We start from the raw sequence: 19,007 nt of genomic DNA on the forward strand, positions 1-19,007 counted from the left end.
GGCAGTTCAACAACTGCCCTCTTAAATGTTAACCCCCAAACACACAATAGGTCAGAACGACCTATGACACAAAGCTAAATAAATTTGAATACTATGCAAAGTTTTTTGTACTTTTTTTAGGCTCGGGTATCAGTCAATTGTCTGACAGCAGTTTATCAAAAAATATCTTCTCAAATAAAAATGGAATGAAACACGAACTTTATTCCGGGCAAGAAAAAAGAAACGGTTCAGCCTAAGCAAAAACAATACTGCACTTACGCATTTCTCCTCGCAAGTGCAGCATTGAATTTACAGTCTTAGTAGCCTATATTTCATTTTAGCATGCCTCTACCTGAGGCGACATCTCCATCGCTTTCTGATTTAAAAGCTCAACTGCTTCAGAATACGTCTTTACATCACGGTTAACCTGCAAAATGTGGTACACGGGATTTGGCTTATCGACCATTTCGCTATATACCGGGTAACGGGTTTGTGTTTTAGGAACGAGCTTTTCCGTGTTGTAATCAAAGAAGAACTCGTCGTGTTCTGCAAATACAAATTCCAGATCGGTTTTCTCAGGTCTTACGATACAAAACCGGGCATACAGTAGATACACTTTCCCATCCGGCAATCCAAAGAACTTAACCGGAAGGTTCGTCGGAATATATGTCATGTTGGATTGGTGGATTAACTTGGCAATAGCTTTCATATTGAACAAGTTAAACAGATTTGCTTGGCCCCTAAATTAAACAAAAAAAATAGTCAGCAGTCCTTTTTATTAACAGAAAATTGTTAAAAACTGTCAATATCTTATGTTATACAACAGGAATATTCCCGGAGACTACCGGGTCTGAAACCTCTCTGGAACTTCATCAGAATAAGGCAATAGCCTCTTTTTACTTTTTGGCAAGATAATGAATAGCCTGTAGAATCAGTTTCTGATAATCGGGCTCAGAATAGGTGCGCTTGTCGTGTCCCGGCTGAATGTATACAACACGTGCGTTTTGGTACCGGTTTTCCCAGGCAACATATTCCATGCTTTTGGGATGCCGCGTGCTAAGAAGTGGTAATACCTTGTCATCAATTCTTACATTTCCGTAAACTTCATCAAAAAAACGAAGCTCCCGAAAACCACGCGTTACCGACGTATAGTTTTCCACGTTACAATACACCCACACATCGTGTTCGTAGGTCGATTGCTCTTCGTCATCAACTCCTTTCCCCTTCTCCACATATTTCCCTCCAATAATTTTCTCAAACTCAGGCCACTCCTGATACGAGGCCAGCGAGTGATGCAAAAACAACAATGGTTTACCTTGCTTTCCCATCTGGCGGTAAGCTTCCCGCTCTCCCACTCCAATCTTATCCCACATATCGTAAAACACGATCAAATCGAAATCTTTGGCGAGATCTTTCGCTATTTTCTGATTGGCGGCAGGTTGCTCAAAATGCTCGTACTCAATCTCACTCATTGCATCGAAAAGCTGAAAAAATTGCAAAGTATCGTACGAATGACCACCGGTAACCAGCATAACTTTAATCGGCTGTCCGACAACAAGAAAACACAATGAAGCAAAATATATGGTAAACAAAGATTTTCTCATAACACTTTCTCTTAACAGGTAAACGTTTGGTTCAATGAAAATAAAAATAAGAAAATCAGGCCAAAGCGGGCATTTTCATCAGGAAATTACACCAACTATTTTTTACAAAATATTTCCTTATCCTTCCGCTGACTTCCTTAACACAATATTTTAGCCTATTTTTGGTTTAACCTTATTGAAAATATTTTGCCATGAAAGAACTTTTAAAACCCTTTTTTCTATTCTGCCTTTTAACCATCACTTTTTATGCCTGTGACGACTTTGACGATGAAAAAATTGACGGCAACGAAAACGAATACCTGGTAGAACAAAATCTGGTCACCAGTCATGACCAAGGCATTATCAATTTGACAATTAATTTTCTGGCAACACAAAACCCGGCCCTGAACGAAATCAAAGACAAGTTCACATCAGGAGTAGATGTATATAAAATTACCTACAACACAACTTTTGAAGGAGAAACGGTAGTGGCTTCCGGTCTTGTATGTGTTCCCAAAACACCGGGCGATTATCCCCTGATGAGTTTTCAGAATGGCACCAATACCCTGCACGATGCAGCGCCTACGGAAGCTCCAAACTCCGATTTATTTAAAGTGCTTGAGATGATGGCCTCTTCCGGTTTTGTAATTGCGATTCCCGATTACTTGGGCTTTGGTGCTTCCGACGATATGTTTCACCCCTACCTGCATGCCGAATCTACGGTTCAGTCGGTCACCGATATGCTACGGGCAGTAAAAGAATTTGTGGAAGAGAAAGGCACTGTTACGCTCAACAACGATTTGTACATCACCGGTTATTCGCAGGGAGGATGGTCAACCATGCAACTACAAAAAGCGATTGAGACCCAATATTCCGGCGAATTTAATTTGAAAGCCAGTGCCTGTGGCGCCGGGCCTTACAACATCTCAACGGTAACTGAAGTTGTAACGACAGCAACAGAATACCCAATGCCTTATTTTCTGGCTTACCTGTATAACAGCTATGCTGAACTGGACATGGAAACTCCCATGGATTCGGTATTTCAGGAAGTTTATGCCGATAAGATTCCGGGATTGTTTGATGGCAATCACTCAGGAGCTCAAATCAACGATTCGCTGACTACCGTTGTAGCCGATCTTTTTCAGCCCAATTTTGTTGCCAACTGGAAAACAGGAGCAACGTTTGCCTCGCTGCGCGAAATGCTAAGCGAAAACAGCATTGAAGGCTACAATACCCAGGTGCCTACCATGCTTCTTCATGGCACTGCCGACACCTATGTTCCGCCAATTTTAAGTTCAAATTTACACCAGCAATTTATGGACAAAGGTGTGAGCGCCGAATTGGTTAAGCTGGTACCTCTTTCCGGGTTAGACCATACGGGGGCGATCATGCCGGCCGAGCTGGCTGCCATTGCCTGGTTTATCCAATTACGAGACGGAGAACTTTAGAACTCATATCAAACCTTTTTCTTCCAGCGGTTCTTTTACCTCGTTGTGAAACTGCTTGAAATTGGATTTGATTTGTTTGAAGATTCTGGAATACCCCGGTTGATTTTTTACCGCATCCATGATGGGATCGATGGGCAGAAACAAAACAATCCAATACTGAAAATTCTTTTGCGCGGCAAATAATTTCAGCTGATTCAATGCCTCCTCGTTTTGCCCGGTGGCGGCGTAATACGTGCTTAAATTCAGCGAACGATAAATGGAACGGTCGTTATCAGCGAAGTGCTTGTACGACGCAAAAAACTGCTCCGCTTCCTGCGTTTTACCCAATTGCTGACAGGTAAAGGCAATTTTGATGTCTTCCTGTGGATACACCGAAAGCTGTAACAACTCTTTTATCCCCAGATATTTTTGATAGTATTTGTAGGCACTTTCATAATCACGCTGGTAATAACAAACCTTGGCCACTTCCTGAATAATGTCGAGTCGCATCGTATCTTTCCGCGCAGCCTCCAGCAACAGCTCTTTTGTTTGCTGCAGGTTGTTGTTCCGGGCAAATAAAATATAGGCTTTTACATATTCCGAATACAAATTCCCCGGATAATAATCGAGCGAAACATTGATGTACTTTTCCGCCTCATCCACAAAACCAGCCTGAATAAACGCATTGCTGATATGCAGGAAATTAAAACTCATGGTCACCGGGTCGAATCGGGCCGGATCGATCTGCAAACCGCGCAAGGTGTACTCCAGGTATTTTCGGGTATCCGGCAGGTAATTGGCATATAAATCAACCAGGAAAACATACACCAAGTCGTAGTTCGGGTTGTACTCCAAAGCCTTTTCAAAATAAGGAACTGCCAGCTGGTACTCGGCGTGCGCCATGTAAAAAAGCGCTTTGGCAATCAGGCTTTGCGGCAACTTCGGATCGAGAAACATGGCCTGATCAGCAAAATAATTGATAGAATCTGCCAAAAGCCGCTCCGAATGATTCTGCTCCAAAAAATAATACGACATGGCCAGTGCGGCGTTTGCCCGGGCAAATTTGGGGTCGAGCACCAAGGCTTTTCTCAGCAACCCGATCGACTTCCGAAGGTTGTCTTTTGCCTCGGCCTGCCGACTGAGCAAATCAATGCCCTGCAAAAAAAGATCATAAGCTTCCAGGCTCTCCGTTGGAATCTTCTCAATTCTGGATTGTTCTTCCGGAGTCACAATCACCTTGATCTCGTCGGTAATGTCTTTTGCAATCTCATTCTGAAGCGCAAAAATATCGCTGGTATTTCGTTGGTACTGCCGGCTCCAAACCTGGTTGTCGGCACTGGCTTCGATCAGCTGAACATTCAGTAGCAGCTTGTCTCCGATTTTTTGTCCGCTTCCTTCCACCAGGTAGGTCACATTCAACTCCTTTGCAATTTCCCGGATGGTCTTCGTGTGTTTGCGGTATTTCTCTGCCGATGTACGGCTGATCACCCACAGTCCTTCAATGCTCTGGAGTTTATTCAGCGTCGACTCCATCAATCCGTTTATGATGTACACATTGCTCGAATCGTTGCTATCATTAATAAACGGCAATACTGCGATCGATTTTACCGGCTCCGGACTTTCCGCTCCGGGCTTTAGGATATAAACGATAACGGCTGCCATCGTCACCAAGAGAAACAAGGAAACAAGCAGCACCGGCATACGGAACTTGCATTTCGGCTTCTCCGAAGTTTCTTCCTCCTCCTTTTCTGCCTGGTATGCATCCATATTTCCCGGTGAATATCCGTATTCTTCGCGAAAGCACTTGATAAAATACGACGGACTTCCAAACCCAACCCGGTACGAAATCTCGGACACTGAATAAGCACCTTCCTGAAGCATTTCCAGTGCCTTTCCCAAACGAACTTTCCGGATAAAAAGACTCACCGAAACTCCCTGCAGTTTCGAAACCTTGCGCAACAAGTTCGAGCGGCTCATGCCTACAATCTGTGCCAGTTCATTGACTCCAAACTGTTCGTTCGAAAGATTCTCCTCCACAATCTGAGTAAGTCGGCTTATAAATTCTTCGTCGTTACGGCGGGAAGTCGGCATAGTTTATTCGTTTACAACCATCGAAATTAGGACTTTTTTCCAACAAACGCGAACAAAAAAATCCGGCGCTTTTTCGCCACGAAAGCATCGCTTGCGTCATAATTTACAAGCTTGCGTCATAGCTTTTATTCGCGCGTAAAACTTCATACACCTTGCAGCATACCTGATTAGACCTGCGTCAGCGTTTGCCGGAACTTTACATTATCAAAAACCGGATCACCGGCAAAAACAAATCGATATGAAAACACGAATTTATTTCCTCGACAACCTGAGAACCTTCCTGATCCTGTTAGTAGTAGTTCTTCATTCAGGATTGGTTTATGAATCGGTGCTTGAAAACAGCTGGATTGTGGCTGATCCGGTAAAAAATAACAACATTGGCCTGATTCGTATGTACCTCGACCTCTTTGTCATGTTCTGTATCTTTTTTATTTCGGGCTACTTTGTGCCTGCGTCAGCGCAAAAGCAGAACAGTTGCAATTTTGTCCGTTCAAAGTTTAAACGGATCATGGTGCCTTGGTTCCTGGCTGTTTTCACACTGATTCCGGCCTACAAATTCATCTTTTTGTATTCACGCGGGCTGCCGCAGGAAGAATGGTTCTCGTACTTTCATTTTTTTGAACGTGCCGGAAGCGACCTCTCGTCCTTTGCCAACAACCCGGTACAAAACTGGCTTTGGTTTCTACCCGTGTTGTTTCTCTTCCAGCTGGCGTACCTGGCAATGTACAAATCCAGGATCCTACAGGTAAATATTTCGCTGAAAACCGCCGTTGTACTCACCTTTGTACTGGGAGTTATCTATGGCGTCACCATCTCCACGCTGGGTTTAAGCGGATGGTACCACTCCTTTCTGTTGCATTTTCAGCGCGAGCGGCTGCTGGTGTATTTTCTGGCCTTTTTGCTCGGAAGCCTTTGCTACAAGTTAAAAGTATTCGAGCGCCCCACCCGAAACCGGAAACTGTACATCGTTTCGAATGTGGTCGTGACTTTCTCTCTTGGAATTTTTACGGCAGTGGCATTGAATACATTTTTTAACCTGATTGATCCGCAACGTCAGTACTATTTTATTTCCGAATTTGCCGACCGGGTTCTTTATTACAGTTCAGGCCTACTGTCGATGCTCAGCCTTCTTCACATCTTTCTGTATTCGTTCCAAACCAGCTTGAATAAAACAAACGCCGTTTTAAGCGAACTCAGCCGCAATTCCTACCCGGTTTACATTTTGCACATGGTAGTGATGGGTGTAATCGCCCTTACCCTGACAGACCTTCCCATTCCGGCAATGCTGAAATTTCTGATCCTGTCCATCGTAACTTTTGTAGTTTCGAACATGATGATTTACACCTGGAGAACAACTTTACAAAAACAAATAAATATGAAAACAATTACCACCTTCGTTTTAGTAGTGCTGATCACCGGAGCTGCCTTTCGCGGATACCCGGAAGCTATTAACGCACCCGAAATCCCTGCCGAAACCCAGCCTCAAAGCCAAAGTTTGCATGCCGCCGTTATCAACAACGATCTGGCCTCTGTCGAAATGCTGATCGAATCAGGGGCCAGCGTTGATGAGCGGGAACCGGCCAGTGGTTCCAGCCCGCTAATGACCGCCGCTTTGTTCGGGCGAACAGAGATTGCCCAAAAGCTTTTGGATGCAGGCGCCGATATCGATTACCAAAACAACGACGGCTCTACGGCACTTCACACGGCCGCCTTCTTTTGCCATCCCAAAATTACGAAACGCTTGCTGGCCGCCAGCGCCGACCGTTCGATTCGGAACAAGGCGGGGTCTACCGCGCTTGAGTCGGTTCTGGTGCCCTTCGAAATGGTAAAACCCATTTACGACTACATGCAGAAAATTTACGAACCGCTGGGCCTTACCATCGATCAGGAACGCATTCAGAAAACCCGCCCTGAAATTGCAAAGCTGCTGACCGAAGAATAGTGATCTGCACACAAATAAAAAAGGAGGTGCATTCACCTCCTTTTTCTATTTATAGATTGCCACACTGTGCAATACTAATTTTATCTATGCTTTTGACATGTATCACAGAAACTTTGTGCCTTAATAGCTTATCCTGTTTTATGATTTCAGAAAAATAGGATTTGTCCACGCAGTCTTTCCATTTTCATCGGTTACTTCACACCGCACCCATGTTGTTTTTTTCCTGCTCAGATCCCACTCGGCGCTTTGTAAATCCTGTCCTTCCCCTGCATGAAAAACTGTACCGTTACCAGCACCGTTTATCCTGAAAGCTATCTTTTTCACCGGCGAACATTCTATTCTTATTTTCATATCCCCGCTCAATTGGAAATCTTTAATTTCCGGACCGAAGGAAGCATAAAAACTGCCGTTTTCCAAAGCGTCGAGAATACTGCCTTCATCCAGTTTCTCAGCTTTTATCATGGTCCAGGCTTTTCCTACTTCTGAGCTCTGGTGTACATCGTCGGTAGCCAAACCCGATAAAACATGTCCCTTGTTCAGCATCTGGTCCCAGTACACATTCCCGTAAGCACTGTCATTCTCCTCGCAACTCTGGTTATATACCTCAACACCAAGGTATCCGTTCACTTCGGCCATCTCCTCGTAAGTATGACCGGTCCAGTACGGATGCGCGTAAAATACTTTTGCCCCTTTGCTTTTGATATCATTGATCATCTCCTGCGCCGGCAAATCGTTGTTGTATTCGTAAGGATGTGGTAATCCCAGCCCCAAAAAATGGTGCGTTGGCGCTCCCGAGTATGTCTTCGGATGAAACTCAATGCTGCTCAAAGCCATAAAACCGGGTGCTGAAAAAACCGATAAATCGTTGGTTTTCCGGTGGTCGGTAATGGCAACAATATCAAAGCCCTTATCGCGGTATTGTTGAATACGTGTTGGTACATCCACATCGCCATCGCTGTTGGTAGTGTGCACATGAAGCGCAGCTTTGTACCATTTTCCTTTTACGGCAAAAGGATTCACCAGGTCTTTTTTATTCGAAACATTTCCTTTGGGTTCGCCTGCAAAGGCTTTTGGAACCAAGGCGCTTGCCACCCCTGCACCTGCGAGGCTAAAAAAACTTCTTCGTTTCATGATTTGTTGGTTTTGGATTATTTTATTGACTTAATGCCCTGAAAATAGTATAAAATGTTTAGTAAAACGTGAAAAAGGAACACGGATGACACTGATTTTGCCAGATAATCACGGATAAAACCAATAGGTTGTTAGAATTGATGTAATGCTTTCCCGCTTGCGGCTTTAGTCTTGAGACTTGATGTTGATGCCGAAATAACGTTGACGGGCTATTGTAACTAATAATAGTATCTTTCCATTTGTAACTTATTCATTTGCTTAGCACCAATTCCCAATACCCAACGTCAATCCATTTACCGAATTTAAAACCAACTTCCTTAAATTGTGCGACTTTTTCGAAACCAAGCTTTTCGTGCAGAGCCACACTTGGGTTGTTGGGCAAGGCTATTCCTCCAATTACAGCGTGAATATTGCTTTTGGCTATCCGGTTTAATAATTCCCGGTACAGTATTGTTCCAATTCCTTTTCCCTGGCTACCCTGTTTTAGGTATACGGTGCTTTCAACCGAAAACTTATAGGCACTTCTCGATTTCCATTCTGTGGCATAAGCATATCCCACAATTTCGCCGTCTTCTTCGTAAACAATCCAGGGGAGATTTAAATTGTGCGACCTAATTCTCTCTTTAATGTCATTTTCAGTCACCGGAATTTCTTCGAACGTAATACAGGTATGGCTGATATAGTAGTTATAAATAGCTGCAAGCGCTTTCGAATCATTGATACGAATATCCCTAATCATTTTCTTGTTTCGTTTTTAAGTTAGAGAATGCTGTTTTGTAAGTTTCGTTAACGGTAAACGGTATAAGCATCGGCATATTGCACGGCAAATTTCGTTGTTTCAATGCTTTTTCAAACAACCATGCGAGGGGACTCGCACGGAAGTAGGGTTTATCTGATAATCATTTTATCTCCGAGAATTACCTTTAATCGTTTTATTATGGTATTCATCTTTATTCGGTCATCCGCAGTTAATGCAATATATTCACAATCACCATTTCTTTCTAGTTCAATCCCTTCATCACTAATTGATAGTTTGTCAACAGTGCGGTACGACCATGTATTCCACCAAAATTTCCTGCCAAACTGAATGTTCGTTTTTTTAAAAAGAACCAGGTAGTTTTCAAAATGGAAGAAAGCTGCAGGTATAAACAGTAACCCTGTCAGCATCGTCACAGTAACTTCTCCTGAAAAATATGAATCTGATTCATTGTTAAACCCGACGACAAAAAGCATTAAACCACCTAAAAACCACAGCAGCGACACCCAATAGGCAAACCGCATTTTTCCAATTTTTATAATTTTTCCGGTTCTAATATTATTAAATAGATACAGCAGATTCAACGCGAGAACAATAAGAGCGACACATGTCAGGATCAATTGATAAGTTAAGCTGTTGTTGTATTGAAAAAGTATGAATTGAAGCAATGCATATGCAATGTATCCGATAACTGTATAGGTTTTATTCATAAGGTTGGTTATTATTATTTGGGATAATTTATTTACAGTACACTTATAATTCGTTTATCGTTGTTTGTGTAACTTTCTGTTTCCCTTTTATATATTTTCCCGAATGTAGTGTAATGTGCTTTGCATTCTGTTCTGCGTTATTTTCAATGTATTGGGTAATGATTGATTTTTTGATTTCTAAAATAAACATAATTTCTTATCCTTGCTTTCAAGGCATCAAAAAGATTCCGCTGACTGTATGCCATTTCAGGCATGGTGAATCACCAAAGCTTATCCGGATTTTCACTCACACTTTGTCTGACAGACATGAGCTCACCGAACAATTTTTCATCTCATTGACACGGTCAAAAGAGCGTCCGACCAGTTTTTCATCTTATTGACACGGACAAAAGCTCCATCGAACAGTTTTTCATGTCGTTGACACGGTCAAAAGCCCCACCGAACAATTTTTCATCTCATTGACACAGTCAACGGATTGCCGGAACAATTTCTCATGCCATTGACACGGTCAAAAGCTTGTCCGACGAATTTTTCATGTCGTTGACACGGTCAATAACTTGCCGGAACAGTTTTTCGCAGCGTGGTAAATCACCAAAGGCTGTCAGAATGATTTTTCATGATGTGTCTGGCTGACACGAGCCGACCGAACAGTTTTTCATGGTTTGTCTGACAGACATGAGTTGACAAATCATTTTTTCATGGCTTGTCTGGCTGACGAGAGGTGACAAATCATTTTTTTATGCTTTGTCTGGCTGACACGGGCTGACCGAACAGTTTTTCACGACTTGTCTGGTTGACATGAGCTGACAAATCATTTTTTACGTTTTGTCCGGCTGACGTTTTAAGGAACCGTTCTCTAAAAAAAGAACGGTTCCCTACTTCATTGTAGATAGCCTGTCCACAACACAAGGAAATATACCAACTTCTCGTCCGGAGCTGCTAAATGTGCTTTTAACCATCCATCCCGCCGGACGAGGATTCATCTTCCTCTCCCAACCCGGCCCTGCGTACCGGGCTATTAAGCTCCGACACTTTCAGCATCGGGAAACCCTGAAGTGGTGATAGCGTAACAACCCCGGGGAATCGATCCGGTCCGTCAACCGACGGACGGACGGAGCGAGCATCCCGGGGTATGCAGATGCACATTAAAGCAAGGCGCAATCACAAGCACCGATAAAAGAGCTATCTTAACCATGCGCCGCAAAAACTATTGCTCGCAAAAGCAGAATTACCAGGGATGCAATCGTACCACTCCCAATCAATCCCATAGAGATTGGATTATAGTAACATACCAAATGACAACGGAAAACAGAACCCGGTACGCCTGCCTGTCACAGACAAGGATTCGAAAGAAACGGGGCTTTTAACTACTGAATAATGGGAACATCAGATGACCGCGGGTTAACACAGACCTTCAAGGTTTTCGAAACCTTGAAGGTCTTGTTTTTATGCTTTGTTATACGGTTGCTACCGGCTTTGGGCTACCAACTTCTGACTTCAAACTGCCGGCTTCCACCAACTCCCCTTCCATCGAGAAATCGGAAGCCGAAGTGATTTTAACGTCCACAAACTGCCCAACAAGGCTTTCATTTTCGGCCGCAAAACGCACGATCAGTTTTCCTTCGGTGTGTCCCGACAAGAAACCTTCTTTTCGGTCGTCACCTTTTACCAGCACACGAACGGTTTTTCCGACCAAACGGTTGTTATATGGGAAGTTGTGTTTGCGCAGTTCCTCGGTAAGGATATGCAAGCGGCGCTTTTTCTCTTCAAGCGGAACATCATCGTCCCAGCGGTGACTGGTTGCCCCCGGCCTGGGCGAGTAAATAGCTGTGTACGACATGTTGAATTGGAACTCTTCCATCGCTTTGCGCGTGTTGTTGAACTGCTCGTCGGTTTCACCCGTGAATCCAACAATAATGTCGGTAAACAAAGTCGCCTGCGGAATAATGCGGCGGATGCTTTCCACAATGTGCCGGTATTTTTCCATGTTGTGCTTGCGGTTCATGCGCATCAGCACTTTGTCGTCGCCACTTTGCATGGGCAGGTGAATCTGCTTGGCCAGCACCGGGTATTCGGCAATAACTTCAATCACTTCATCGGTCATGTCGCGCGGATGAGGCGAAGTAAAATACACCCAGAAATCCTTTTTCAGACGCTTGCCCAGCTCGCCAATTTCGCGCAGCAATTGCGGGAAGGTAATCTCCTCTCCTTTTTTATCAAGGCCGTACGAATTTACATTCTGGCCCAGCAAGGTGATCGATTTATATCCCTGTGCTGCCAGCAATGCCACTTCGGCAATGATATCGCGCGAAGGACGCGAAACCTCCCTGCCACGTGTGTATGGCACCGCACAGAACGAACAAAATTTATCGCACCCGTTCTGAATCGGAATAAACGCTTCGAAATTCGATTGGTAATTGGGTTTTACATCCCAGAATTGCTCAATGTTTTCGTTATGCGGATCGATCCCCGCTTTTAAATGAAGCGGAGTGGTAATTCCGTAATTGCTGATCATCTCAGGCAGTTTCGGTAGATCTTTCATCTGGAAAGTAATATCGAAAAGCTTGAGGAACTTCTCGTGATCGTCGGGCAAAATACATCCGGAAATAAAAGTGATCAGGTTTTTATGATTCTTCCATTTGTTCCACTTGTGAATGCGCGAATACACCTTGTCGATGGCTTTTTGCCGCACCGAACAGGCCAGGATCCCAATCAGATTGGCCTCCTCCTCGTTGTCGGTCCACTGGTAACCGGCTTTATCCAGCACCGAAATCACCCGCTCTCCGTCAGATAAATTCATCTGACACCCCAATGTTATTACGTGATACTTCATGAAAACATGTTCAAAGTTTAAAGTTCAAAGTTCAGTGTTCACTTTGAACTTCCAATCCATTCTATCATCTATTAAAAGTAAACTTCGGAATAAATGTTCGAGACCGGGATTCCTTTTCCGGTTAAAATGTCGAACATCTCGTATATCATTTCACTGTTTCCGCAAAGAAAACAGTTGGTTTCAAGGTCCAATTTCTGCTCTGCCACAAACGCAGTCACCCGGCCTTCAAAATCGCCGTTCTTATCCGCCGAGGTACACAACGTAATCCGCTTCGGATCAAAATCCTTGTGATCGTAGGCTTCTTCCAAATAGCGCACTCCGTGTATCAATTGATAATCCAGGCCGGGATGTGTTTTCACAAAACTGTGAAACGGACTGATACCGGTTCCGGTGGCGATAAACAGAAACTTTTGCGGCGAAAACATATCGGGCGAAAATTTAAAGAAGCCAAAAGGCCCGTCCACATCCAGCTGGTCGCCGGGTTTCAGGCGTTTTAATTTGGATGAAACTTTTCCGCCTTCCACTTCGCGTACCAGTACTTCCAGGAAGTCGTCGTTTTCTCCACTGTAAACCGAGTATTCTCGTCGATCGATTTGCCCCTTCAGGCTTAAAATCAGGAACTGCCCGGTTTGAAACGGCATTCCGTTTCGCTCCATACGGATAACAAAAGTTGAATCGCTTAAATGTCTTAGTTGTATGACTTTATGTTTCTTCAATTTTCTGAAATATTGTTTTCAAAATTCCGACAAAAGTATAAAATATCAGCAAAGTATTTGGGAATGAAGCGCAAAAAAAAGACTAATAAGTCTACAATAGACAAAATAGATTTTCGCTTCCTCTGGAAATAAAAACAACGGACAACAAAAAAAGGGCCTCTTACGAAGCCCTTTTCAAATTTTCCTATCCTTCCTCTATTTATAAACCTCCTCTTCTTTCTGATACCCTTCAGAGATTACAGTGAGTTTCAGGTTCTCCTTGTTTACGATCATCCCGTTAAAGAAAACCGTAGGAACCAGCTTTTCTCCGTTGCTTACGGTTTGAAAGGTATTTTCAAAACCTCCGTTTTCCACAAGCTGGGAAGCAAGTTCGGCAGTTGCCGAAGCCATCTTTTCATAAGGTTTATACACCGTACAAGTTTGATGTCCGGCTACAATTTCCTGAAGATTGGGTAAATTTGCATCCATTCCGGCCAACAAAACATCGTTTATGGTGGCCTCTTTCAATGCTTTAATCACCCCCATCGCAATGCCATCATTGGCTGCAATAATGGCATCCACTTTTTGCGGAAGAGCCAGGATCTTCTTCGTATCTTCATACCCCTCTTCTTCTCCCCAATGATCTGTAAACTCGTTGTAAATAATATTGATATCTCCTTTCTCAACCAGGGGCTGCAATACATTTCGCTGGCCGAGGTACAAAAGCTGACTGTTATTGTCCCCCATTGCACCGCCAATCAAAGCGTAATTGCCCGTAGGTTTAATACTGGTAAGATAAGTTGCCTGCAAAGAACCAATCTCAATATTATCCGTCGACACATAATAGTCGAGCTTGCAATTCTTAATCAGACGGTCGTATGAAATAACTTTAACATTGCGTGTATGGGCTTCTTCTACTATTGCCGCGGCTGCAAACTGATCAACAGGAACAACCACCAAAACATTAACACCATTGGCAAGCACCTCTTTTGCCTGCGCCAGTTGCTTATCAGAATTGTTATCGGCAACTTTTACGATCACCGTTCCTCCCAGTTCCTCTACTTTTTGAACCAGAAAATCACGGTCATTTTTCCACCTCTCCTGATCTAAGGCGTGAATTAAAAATCCAACTTTTACTTTTTCATTTTTCTGTAATGAACAACCTCCGATCAGAAACAAAGCGAAAAAAAACAATGAAATTAATTTAATCGGACGATTCATAACATTGATTTTAGTTCTGTTTCTATTCAATTTACGAATTATCGACGAAATATGTTAACTATATATTTTTTTAACGCTCTGTTTAATAACAGCCTGAATAATGAAACCTTTTCTAGAAAGGAATTAAAAACTTTGAATGTATTCGTACAATTTTTGAATGGGAAGCCCCATCACGTTGTAAAAAGATCCTTCGATGTGTGAAATGCCAATGGAACCTATCCATTCCTGAATCCCATAAGCACCGGCTTTATCGTAAGGTTTGAAATTTGTAACATAATGTTCAATTTCTTCACGGGTAAGCGTTTTGAATTCAACATTGGTTACCGAGTAGAAAGATTCCTGTTTATGAGCTGATGTCAGGCAAACTCCGGTTATAACCTGGTGTTCTTTCCCGCTTAGTTGTTGCAGCATCTCACATGCTTCATCAAAACTCCCTGGCTTGCCCAATACTTCATTCCCCAGGCAAACCACGGTATCGGCCGTAATCAGCAACTCGTTATCTGTTAGATCCTCTTTAAAAGCCAAGGCCTTTAATTCCGCAAGATAAACCGGGATTTTCTCTGTTTCCAAACCATCCGGCCACACTTCCTCCACTTCCTTTGTTCGCACGGTAAATTCGATCCCGAGCGAGTGTAACAACTGTTGGCGCCGGGGCGACTTGGAGGCAAGAATAAAATTGTATTTCGGAAACCACTTCATATTAAAAAGCCCGGGAGTTCAACATTTCACGAGTAAACCATTTTCCCTGCGCTTTCATGGTTTGTTCGATCACATCGCGTACGCAACCTTCGCCGCCTTCTTTATCTGAAATATACTGGGAAATTTTCTTTATTTCCTGAACGGCATCTTTCGGACAAACGGCAAGTCCCACTTCGTTCATCACCCGGTAGTCTACCAAATCGTCGCCCATAAACATAACTTCGGCGGCTGTCAGGTTTGTTTTTGCCAGAAAATCATTGAGTGCTTCCACTTTATCGCGCACCTTGTCGTAATAATGCTCCACTCCCAGTTTTTCGTAACGCAGCCTGACGCGCTCAATAAAACCACCGGTAATAATGGCCACCGGATAACCGGCTTTTACCGCGCTCCGAATAGCAAATCCATCCTTTACATTGGCTGTGCGCACCGGATCACCGTCTTCGTTCAAAGGCGAGGTATCTTTTGATAACACTCCATCCACATCAAACACAAATCCTTTTACGTTTAATAACTCGTCCTTAAAAAAGCCCATATTTATTTCTTTTGATGATGTTCAAAAATACTCCTAGAAATCAAATTATACAACGCCTGTTTTTCCGGATACTTCTCTAGAACCTGTAAATGATTGTTTATGATGTTTTCGTCGAAACGAACGGCAGGCCCGGTCTGTGCTTCTTTTGGAGTCATTTCCTGTGCTTTTCTGGCCGTTTCCAAAATCAAGGGATGAAGCACATCAAACGGAATATGCTGCGATTCCAGGAAATCGGCGGCAAGTGCATAAAAATGATTTACAAAATTACAGGCAAAAACTGCAGCAATGTGCAGGCTTTTCCTTTGTGCAGAATCCAGTGTTGTCACTTTCCCGGATATTTTGCGTGCCAGAGAATTTAAAAACTCTTCGTTGTTGGGATTATTTGCTTCCACAAAAACCGGAATATCTGCAAAATCTACGATTCGCGTTTTCGAAAAGGTTTGCAGCGGGTAAAGTACACCGTAATTGGAGGAAAAATCTTTTAGCACCGACATGGGCAAACTGCCCGAACAATGTACCACCAGTTTATTCCGAAAATCAATTTCTGCCAATACTTCAGAAACGGCAGAATCTTTTAACGCGACAAAATAAACATCCGCTTTACTGGTAATTCCTTTGGTTGACGTGGTATAAGAGGCGTTCAGTTTTTGGGCCAGCAACCTGGCTGAATCTTCCGTTCGGCTGTAAACCTGGGTTACCTTGCCGGCTTTTTCATTCAGCGCAGTAGCCAAATGAGTAGCCAGATTTCCGGCACCTATGAAGCAAAAATTAAGGCTCATTATTTTTAAATTTTGTCAAAAATAATGAGCCTTACCCACAGTGCCAAAAACTGTTTATGCTAATGCTTTTGTCAGTCGGTCGTTTACAACCTCCCAGTTTACAACATTCCAGAAATTGTCGACATAATCTGCTCTTTTGTTTTGGTAATGCAGGTAATAAGCATGTTCCCAAACATCGAGTCCCAACAATGGAGTTCCTTTAACTTCAACAACATCCATTAACGGGTTATCCTGGTTTGCAGTAGACGAAACCACTAACTTTCCTGATTTATCGGCCGACAACCAGGCCCAACCACTACCAAAACGGGTTTTGGCGGCTTTTCCGAATTGTTCCTTAAAAGCCTCCACCGAGCCAAAGTCTTTTTCGATCGCTTTTTTCAGTTCAGCTGGTATTTCGCCCTGCGACGGAGTCATGTTCTCCCAAAAAAGTGAGTGATTGTAATATCCACCACCGTTGTTTCTGATCCCTTCGGACTGCTTGCTTATTTCAGCAAAAATTTGTTCCATTGGGGTCGTCAACAATTCAGTTCCTTCGGCGGCAGCCATAAACTTGGTATAATATCCTTTGTGATGTTTCGAATAGTGAAGCTCCATGGTTTGCGCATCGATGTATGGTTCCAGGGCGTCGTATCCATAACCCAGCTCCGGAAATGTATGTCCTTCAAATGCCTTTGTTTCCGAAGCACACGATGCGAAAGTTCCCAACATTGGAGTAGCAACAGCAGCAACTCCTGCTGTGATAATAAATTTTCTTCTTTCCATAGTTCTTTTTTTGTTCTATTTGTTAAAAGAACATCAGGAAATACAAAAGGTTCGGATAAGTTGATTGATTTCTTCTATACAGGTTTTGGATTGACAGAAAAGTCCAGCAAAAGATAATCCTTTGGCACTAAAATAAACAGGGAATAGAAAAAGAAGAAAAATGAACTGCCCATGTGAGCTTCCAGGTTAGAATCGGCAAAATTGGCGACAAACATAAAAACCAGGAAAATCAAAAAATACGGATCACGATAACTCTTTGTTTTTACGATGGGATAAATCATCGCGAACATGATGAAAATAAAGCCAAGCACTCCAAATTTCACCATGTAATTCAGGTACTGATTATGTGCCGAAGCATACAAGCTTTCACTCAACTTTGAATTGTTCTCCTTAAAAGCGTCAGCAAATTCCTGCTTCCAATTTCCGGTACCTACGCCAAAAAAGAAATTCTTTTTTATGATGGTGATGGCAGCCCTGGCAAATTCTATTCGTTGGGAAAAAGACTGATGATTGGAATTTCCGGTATGAGAAAAGACATAGTACTCCCAGATTGTCTGATATATTCGGGGATAGAGCGTAAATCGTCTTTCAAAAATATAATTAGCCATGCCCGATTCCACATTTCTTACGTCTTGTTCGGTCAATGCTTTTACTCCTTCGGCATCTTTCCGTAAATCTTTGGACGTAAGGTAACGGATTAAAGTAGACGATATGGCGTACCCATTTGCACCAAGGGAATCATATTTTATTGCTGAAATTTTGTTCCATTCCTCCCGCATCTCGGCTGGGCAAAGATAAAGATTCACATAATGCCCATTTTCAACCATCGGATCCGCGGGATAGTGCTTGTAGGGATTTCCCTGTGCGGTTACGCGATCAAGGCTGTCAACCTCAATTTGATCGATGTCATAAAAAGAATGAACAGCATTTACTACATACAAAACAGGGAATAACACTGCAAGCATTAAAACGACCGTGCCTACAAGCCGCCATTTCTTATTTACATGAATTAAAAGGTAGAATATAAAATAAATGATGCTGGCACTTAAGGCCAATATTCCGGTTAACGATTGCTGTAAAAACAAATACCCAAGAAGAACCGCAATGGGGGAACCGATTAAAACCCTTTTGTTTAAGTCGATACTGATGAAATTCTTTAGTAACAGAAATACAAAAAACCACGCCAGCAGTACTAATTGAAAGCTAAAACGAATATGTGAAATCAGGCTGATTTTATGGATGGCAAAGCCTCCGGTATTTTTCATGAATGGCCACTGAATCAACGCGATTATGATAGCCAGTAGAACAGAACAGGTAAAAGTATAAAAAACATATCGAACCTGCTTAGAGTTTAATTCCTTCCCCAACACAAAAGCAAGAGGTATTACCAGGTAAAACAGTGTTTTTTGAACATCATAAAATGAAGTATCTCTTGTTACAAACGTACTTACCAGGTACATTATAAAGATCAGTGGGATCAGTAAAAGAATTTTCCGTTCGCTTAAACGATTTATCTTGTTACTGAAAGAATCCTCGAGAAGGGCAACCAAAAGCATTACTCCGCTAAAAACAGAAACCAATGCCTGAGATAAAGGCAATGCGACAACAAAAGCAATGAGTGATACAAAAAACCAGTTTGAGTCGATTAGTTCGGTTAAGAATTTCTTCATTCAAGAATAGCTTTTGATAATGCCAAAACGGTAATTGGATAAGTTTATTGCATAAAAAAAAACCTGGCTCCTATCGGAACCAGGTTTTAATAAAGTTGGCAGCGACCTACTCTCCCACTGTTACGCAGTACCATCGGCGCTGGCGGGCTTAACTTCTCTGTTCGGAATGGGAAGAGGTGGTGCCCCGCCGCTGTAG

At 42.8% G+C, this 19,007-nt stretch carries 17 protein-coding genes and 1 rRNA gene; 2 read left to right on the top strand and 16 right to left on the bottom strand.

Going from position 1 to position 19,007, the window contains the following annotated elements; all coding sequences use genetic code 11:
• Positions 1 to 316: 316 nt before the first annotated feature.
• Complete coding sequence (locus INQ51_RS10890) at positions 317 to 688, bottom strand: hypothetical protein (RefSeq protein ID WP_233378003.1); 372 nt, start codon at positions 686 to 688, stop codon at positions 317 to 319.
• A 187-nt stretch (positions 689 to 875) separates the two neighbouring features.
• Positions 876 to 1,583 carry a ThuA domain-containing protein gene (locus INQ51_RS10895; RefSeq protein ID WP_233378004.1) on the bottom strand — a complete coding sequence of 236 codons (708 nt, stop codon included), beginning with the start codon at positions 1,581 to 1,583 and terminating at the stop codon, positions 876 to 878.
• 191 nt (positions 1,584 to 1,774) lie between these two features.
• Here INQ51_RS10895 and INQ51_RS10900 point away from each other — a divergent pair, with 191 nt between their 5' ends.
• Positions 1,775 to 3,010, top strand: coding sequence for an alpha/beta hydrolase family protein (locus INQ51_RS10900; protein WP_233378005.1), 1,236 nt, complete (start codon positions 1,775 to 1,777; stop codon positions 3,008 to 3,010).
• A 3-nt stretch (positions 3,011 to 3,013) separates the two neighbouring features.
• On the opposite strand, the gene INQ51_RS10905 is transcribed toward INQ51_RS10900, so the two are convergent.
• Positions 3,014 to 5,080: a helix-turn-helix domain-containing protein gene (locus INQ51_RS10905; protein WP_233378006.1), complete on the bottom strand. Its 2,067-nt coding sequence runs from the start codon at positions 5,078 to 5,080 to the stop codon at positions 3,014 to 3,016.
• Between the two features lie 238 nt (positions 5,081 to 5,318).
• Between INQ51_RS10905 and INQ51_RS10910 the strand changes: the two genes are divergently transcribed.
• A complete protein-coding gene (locus INQ51_RS10910) occupies positions 5,319 to 7,022 on the top strand; it encodes an acyltransferase family protein (RefSeq protein ID WP_233378007.1) in 1,704 nt (567 codons plus the stop codon).
• Between the two features lie 138 nt (positions 7,023 to 7,160).
• Here INQ51_RS10910 and INQ51_RS10915 read toward each other — a convergent pair whose 3' ends face one another.
• The 13 genes from INQ51_RS10915 to rrf form a co-directional block, all read right to left on the bottom strand.
• Positions 7,161 to 8,153, bottom strand: a complete 993-nt coding sequence (locus tag INQ51_RS10915) for a CehA/McbA family metallohydrolase (protein ID WP_233378008.1) — start codon at positions 8,151 to 8,153, stop codon at positions 7,161 to 7,163.
• 250 nt (positions 8,154 to 8,403) lie between these two features.
• Positions 8,404 to 8,892 carry an arsinothricin resistance N-acetyltransferase ArsN1 family B gene (locus INQ51_RS10920; RefSeq protein ID WP_233378009.1) on the bottom strand — a complete coding sequence of 163 codons (489 nt, stop codon included), beginning with the start codon at positions 8,890 to 8,892 and terminating at the stop codon, positions 8,404 to 8,406.
• 149 nt (positions 8,893 to 9,041) lie between these two features.
• On the bottom strand, positions 9,042 to 9,620 hold the full coding sequence (locus INQ51_RS10925; RefSeq protein WP_233378010.1) for a hypothetical protein: 579 nt from the start codon (positions 9,618 to 9,620) through the stop codon (positions 9,042 to 9,044).
• A gap of 951 nt (positions 9,621 to 10,571) precedes the next feature.
• Positions 10,572 to 10,766: a hypothetical protein gene (locus INQ51_RS10930; RefSeq protein ID WP_233378011.1), complete on the bottom strand. Its 195-nt coding sequence runs from the start codon at positions 10,764 to 10,766 to the stop codon at positions 10,572 to 10,574.
• A 310-nt stretch (positions 10,767 to 11,076) separates the two neighbouring features.
• Complete coding sequence (gene miaB / locus INQ51_RS10935; RefSeq protein ID WP_233378012.1) at positions 11,077 to 12,453, bottom strand: tRNA (N6-isopentenyl adenosine(37)-C2)-methylthiotransferase MiaB; 1,377 nt, start codon at positions 12,451 to 12,453, stop codon at positions 11,077 to 11,079.
• 71 nt (positions 12,454 to 12,524) lie between these two features.
• Entirely contained in the window at positions 12,525 to 13,169 is a 645-nt protein-coding gene (locus INQ51_RS10940; protein ID WP_233378013.1) for a ferredoxin--NADP reductase, read from the bottom strand.
• A 195-nt stretch (positions 13,170 to 13,364) separates the two neighbouring features.
• Entirely contained in the window at positions 13,365 to 14,369 is a 1,005-nt protein-coding gene (locus INQ51_RS10945; RefSeq protein WP_233378014.1) for a sugar ABC transporter substrate-binding protein, read from the bottom strand.
• Between the two features lie 123 nt (positions 14,370 to 14,492).
• The gene (locus tag INQ51_RS10950) at positions 14,493 to 15,068 is read right to left on the bottom strand and encodes a Maf family nucleotide pyrophosphatase (protein ID WP_233378015.1); all 576 of its coding nucleotides are present in this window, start codon (positions 15,066 to 15,068) and stop codon (positions 14,493 to 14,495) included.
• A gap of 1 nt (position 15,069) precedes the next feature.
• Complete coding sequence (locus INQ51_RS10955) at positions 15,070 to 15,600, bottom strand: KdsC family phosphatase (RefSeq protein ID WP_233378016.1); 531 nt, start codon at positions 15,598 to 15,600, stop codon at positions 15,070 to 15,072.
• 2 nt (positions 15,601 to 15,602) lie between these two features.
• The gene (locus INQ51_RS10960) at positions 15,603 to 16,379 is read right to left on the bottom strand and encodes a Rossmann-like and DUF2520 domain-containing protein (RefSeq protein ID WP_233378017.1); all 777 of its coding nucleotides are present in this window, start codon (positions 16,377 to 16,379) and stop codon (positions 15,603 to 15,605) included.
• A 54-nt stretch (positions 16,380 to 16,433) separates the two neighbouring features.
• Complete coding sequence (locus tag INQ51_RS10965) at positions 16,434 to 17,087, bottom strand: superoxide dismutase (protein WP_233378019.1); 654 nt, start codon at positions 17,085 to 17,087, stop codon at positions 16,434 to 16,436.
• Positions 17,088 to 17,215: 128 nt separating this feature from the next.
• Entirely contained in the window at positions 17,216 to 18,811 is a 1,596-nt protein-coding gene (locus INQ51_RS10970) for an O-antigen ligase family protein (protein ID WP_233378018.1), read from the bottom strand.
• A gap of 93 nt (positions 18,812 to 18,904) precedes the next feature.
• Positions 18,905 to 19,007: ribosomal RNA gene (gene rrf, locus INQ51_RS10975) — 5S ribosomal RNA — on the bottom strand; the annotation flags it as partial.

It is taken from the genome of Maribellus sp. CM-23 (assembly GCF_021354595.1).
Taxonomy (GTDB): domain Bacteria; phylum Bacteroidota; class Bacteroidia; order Bacteroidales; family Prolixibacteraceae; genus Draconibacterium.

Excerpts from the sequence above, each read along its gene's own strand:
- INQ51_RS10950 (WP_233378015.1), bottom strand. The coding sequence starts at position 15,068 with ATGAAGTGGTTTCCGAAATACAATTTTATTCTTGCCTCCAAGTCGCCC.
- INQ51_RS10910 (WP_233378007.1), top strand. The coding sequence starts at position 5,319 with ATGAAAACACGAATTTATTTCCTCGACAACCTGAGAACCTTCCTGATC.
- miaB (WP_233378012.1), bottom strand. The coding sequence starts at position 12,453 with ATGAAGTATCACGTAATAACATTGGGGTGTCAGATGAATTTATCTGAC.
- INQ51_RS10955 (WP_233378016.1), bottom strand. The coding sequence starts at position 15,600 with ATGGGCTTTTTTAAGGACGAGTTATTAAACGTAAAAGGATTTGTGTTT.
- INQ51_RS10900 (WP_233378005.1), top strand. The coding sequence starts at position 1,775 with ATGAAAGAACTTTTAAAACCCTTTTTTCTATTCTGCCTTTTAACCATC.
- INQ51_RS10930 (WP_233378011.1), bottom strand. The coding sequence starts at position 10,766 with ATGTGCATCTGCATACCCCGGGATGCTCGCTCCGTCCGTCCGTCGGTT.
- INQ51_RS10890 (WP_233378003.1), bottom strand. The coding sequence starts at position 688 with ATGAAAGCTATTGCCAAGTTAATCCACCAATCCAACATGACATATATT.
- INQ51_RS10945 (WP_233378014.1), bottom strand. The coding sequence starts at position 14,369 with ATGAATCGTCCGATTAAATTAATTTCATTGTTTTTTTTCGCTTTGTTT.
- INQ51_RS10920 (WP_233378009.1), bottom strand. The coding sequence starts at position 8,892 with ATGATTAGGGATATTCGTATCAATGATTCGAAAGCGCTTGCAGCTATT.
- INQ51_RS10965 (WP_233378019.1), bottom strand. The coding sequence starts at position 17,087 with ATGTTGGGAACTTTCGCATCGTGTGCTTCGGAAACAAAGGCATTTGAA.
- INQ51_RS10915 (WP_233378008.1), bottom strand. The coding sequence starts at position 8,153 with ATGAAACGAAGAAGTTTTTTTAGCCTCGCAGGTGCAGGGGTGGCAAGC.
- INQ51_RS10895 (WP_233378004.1), bottom strand. The coding sequence starts at position 1,583 with ATGAGAAAATCTTTGTTTACCATATATTTTGCTTCATTGTGTTTTCTT.
- INQ51_RS10925 (WP_233378010.1), bottom strand. The coding sequence starts at position 9,620 with ATGAATAAAACCTATACAGTTATCGGATACATTGCATATGCATTGCTT.
- INQ51_RS10970 (WP_233378018.1), bottom strand. The coding sequence starts at position 18,811 with ATGAAGAAATTCTTAACCGAACTAATCGACTCAAACTGGTTTTTTGTA.
- INQ51_RS10905 (WP_233378006.1), bottom strand. The coding sequence starts at position 5,080 with ATGCCGACTTCCCGCCGTAACGACGAAGAATTTATAAGCCGACTTACT.
- INQ51_RS10960 (WP_233378017.1), bottom strand. The coding sequence starts at position 16,379 with ATGAGCCTTAATTTTTGCTTCATAGGTGCCGGAAATCTGGCTACTCAT.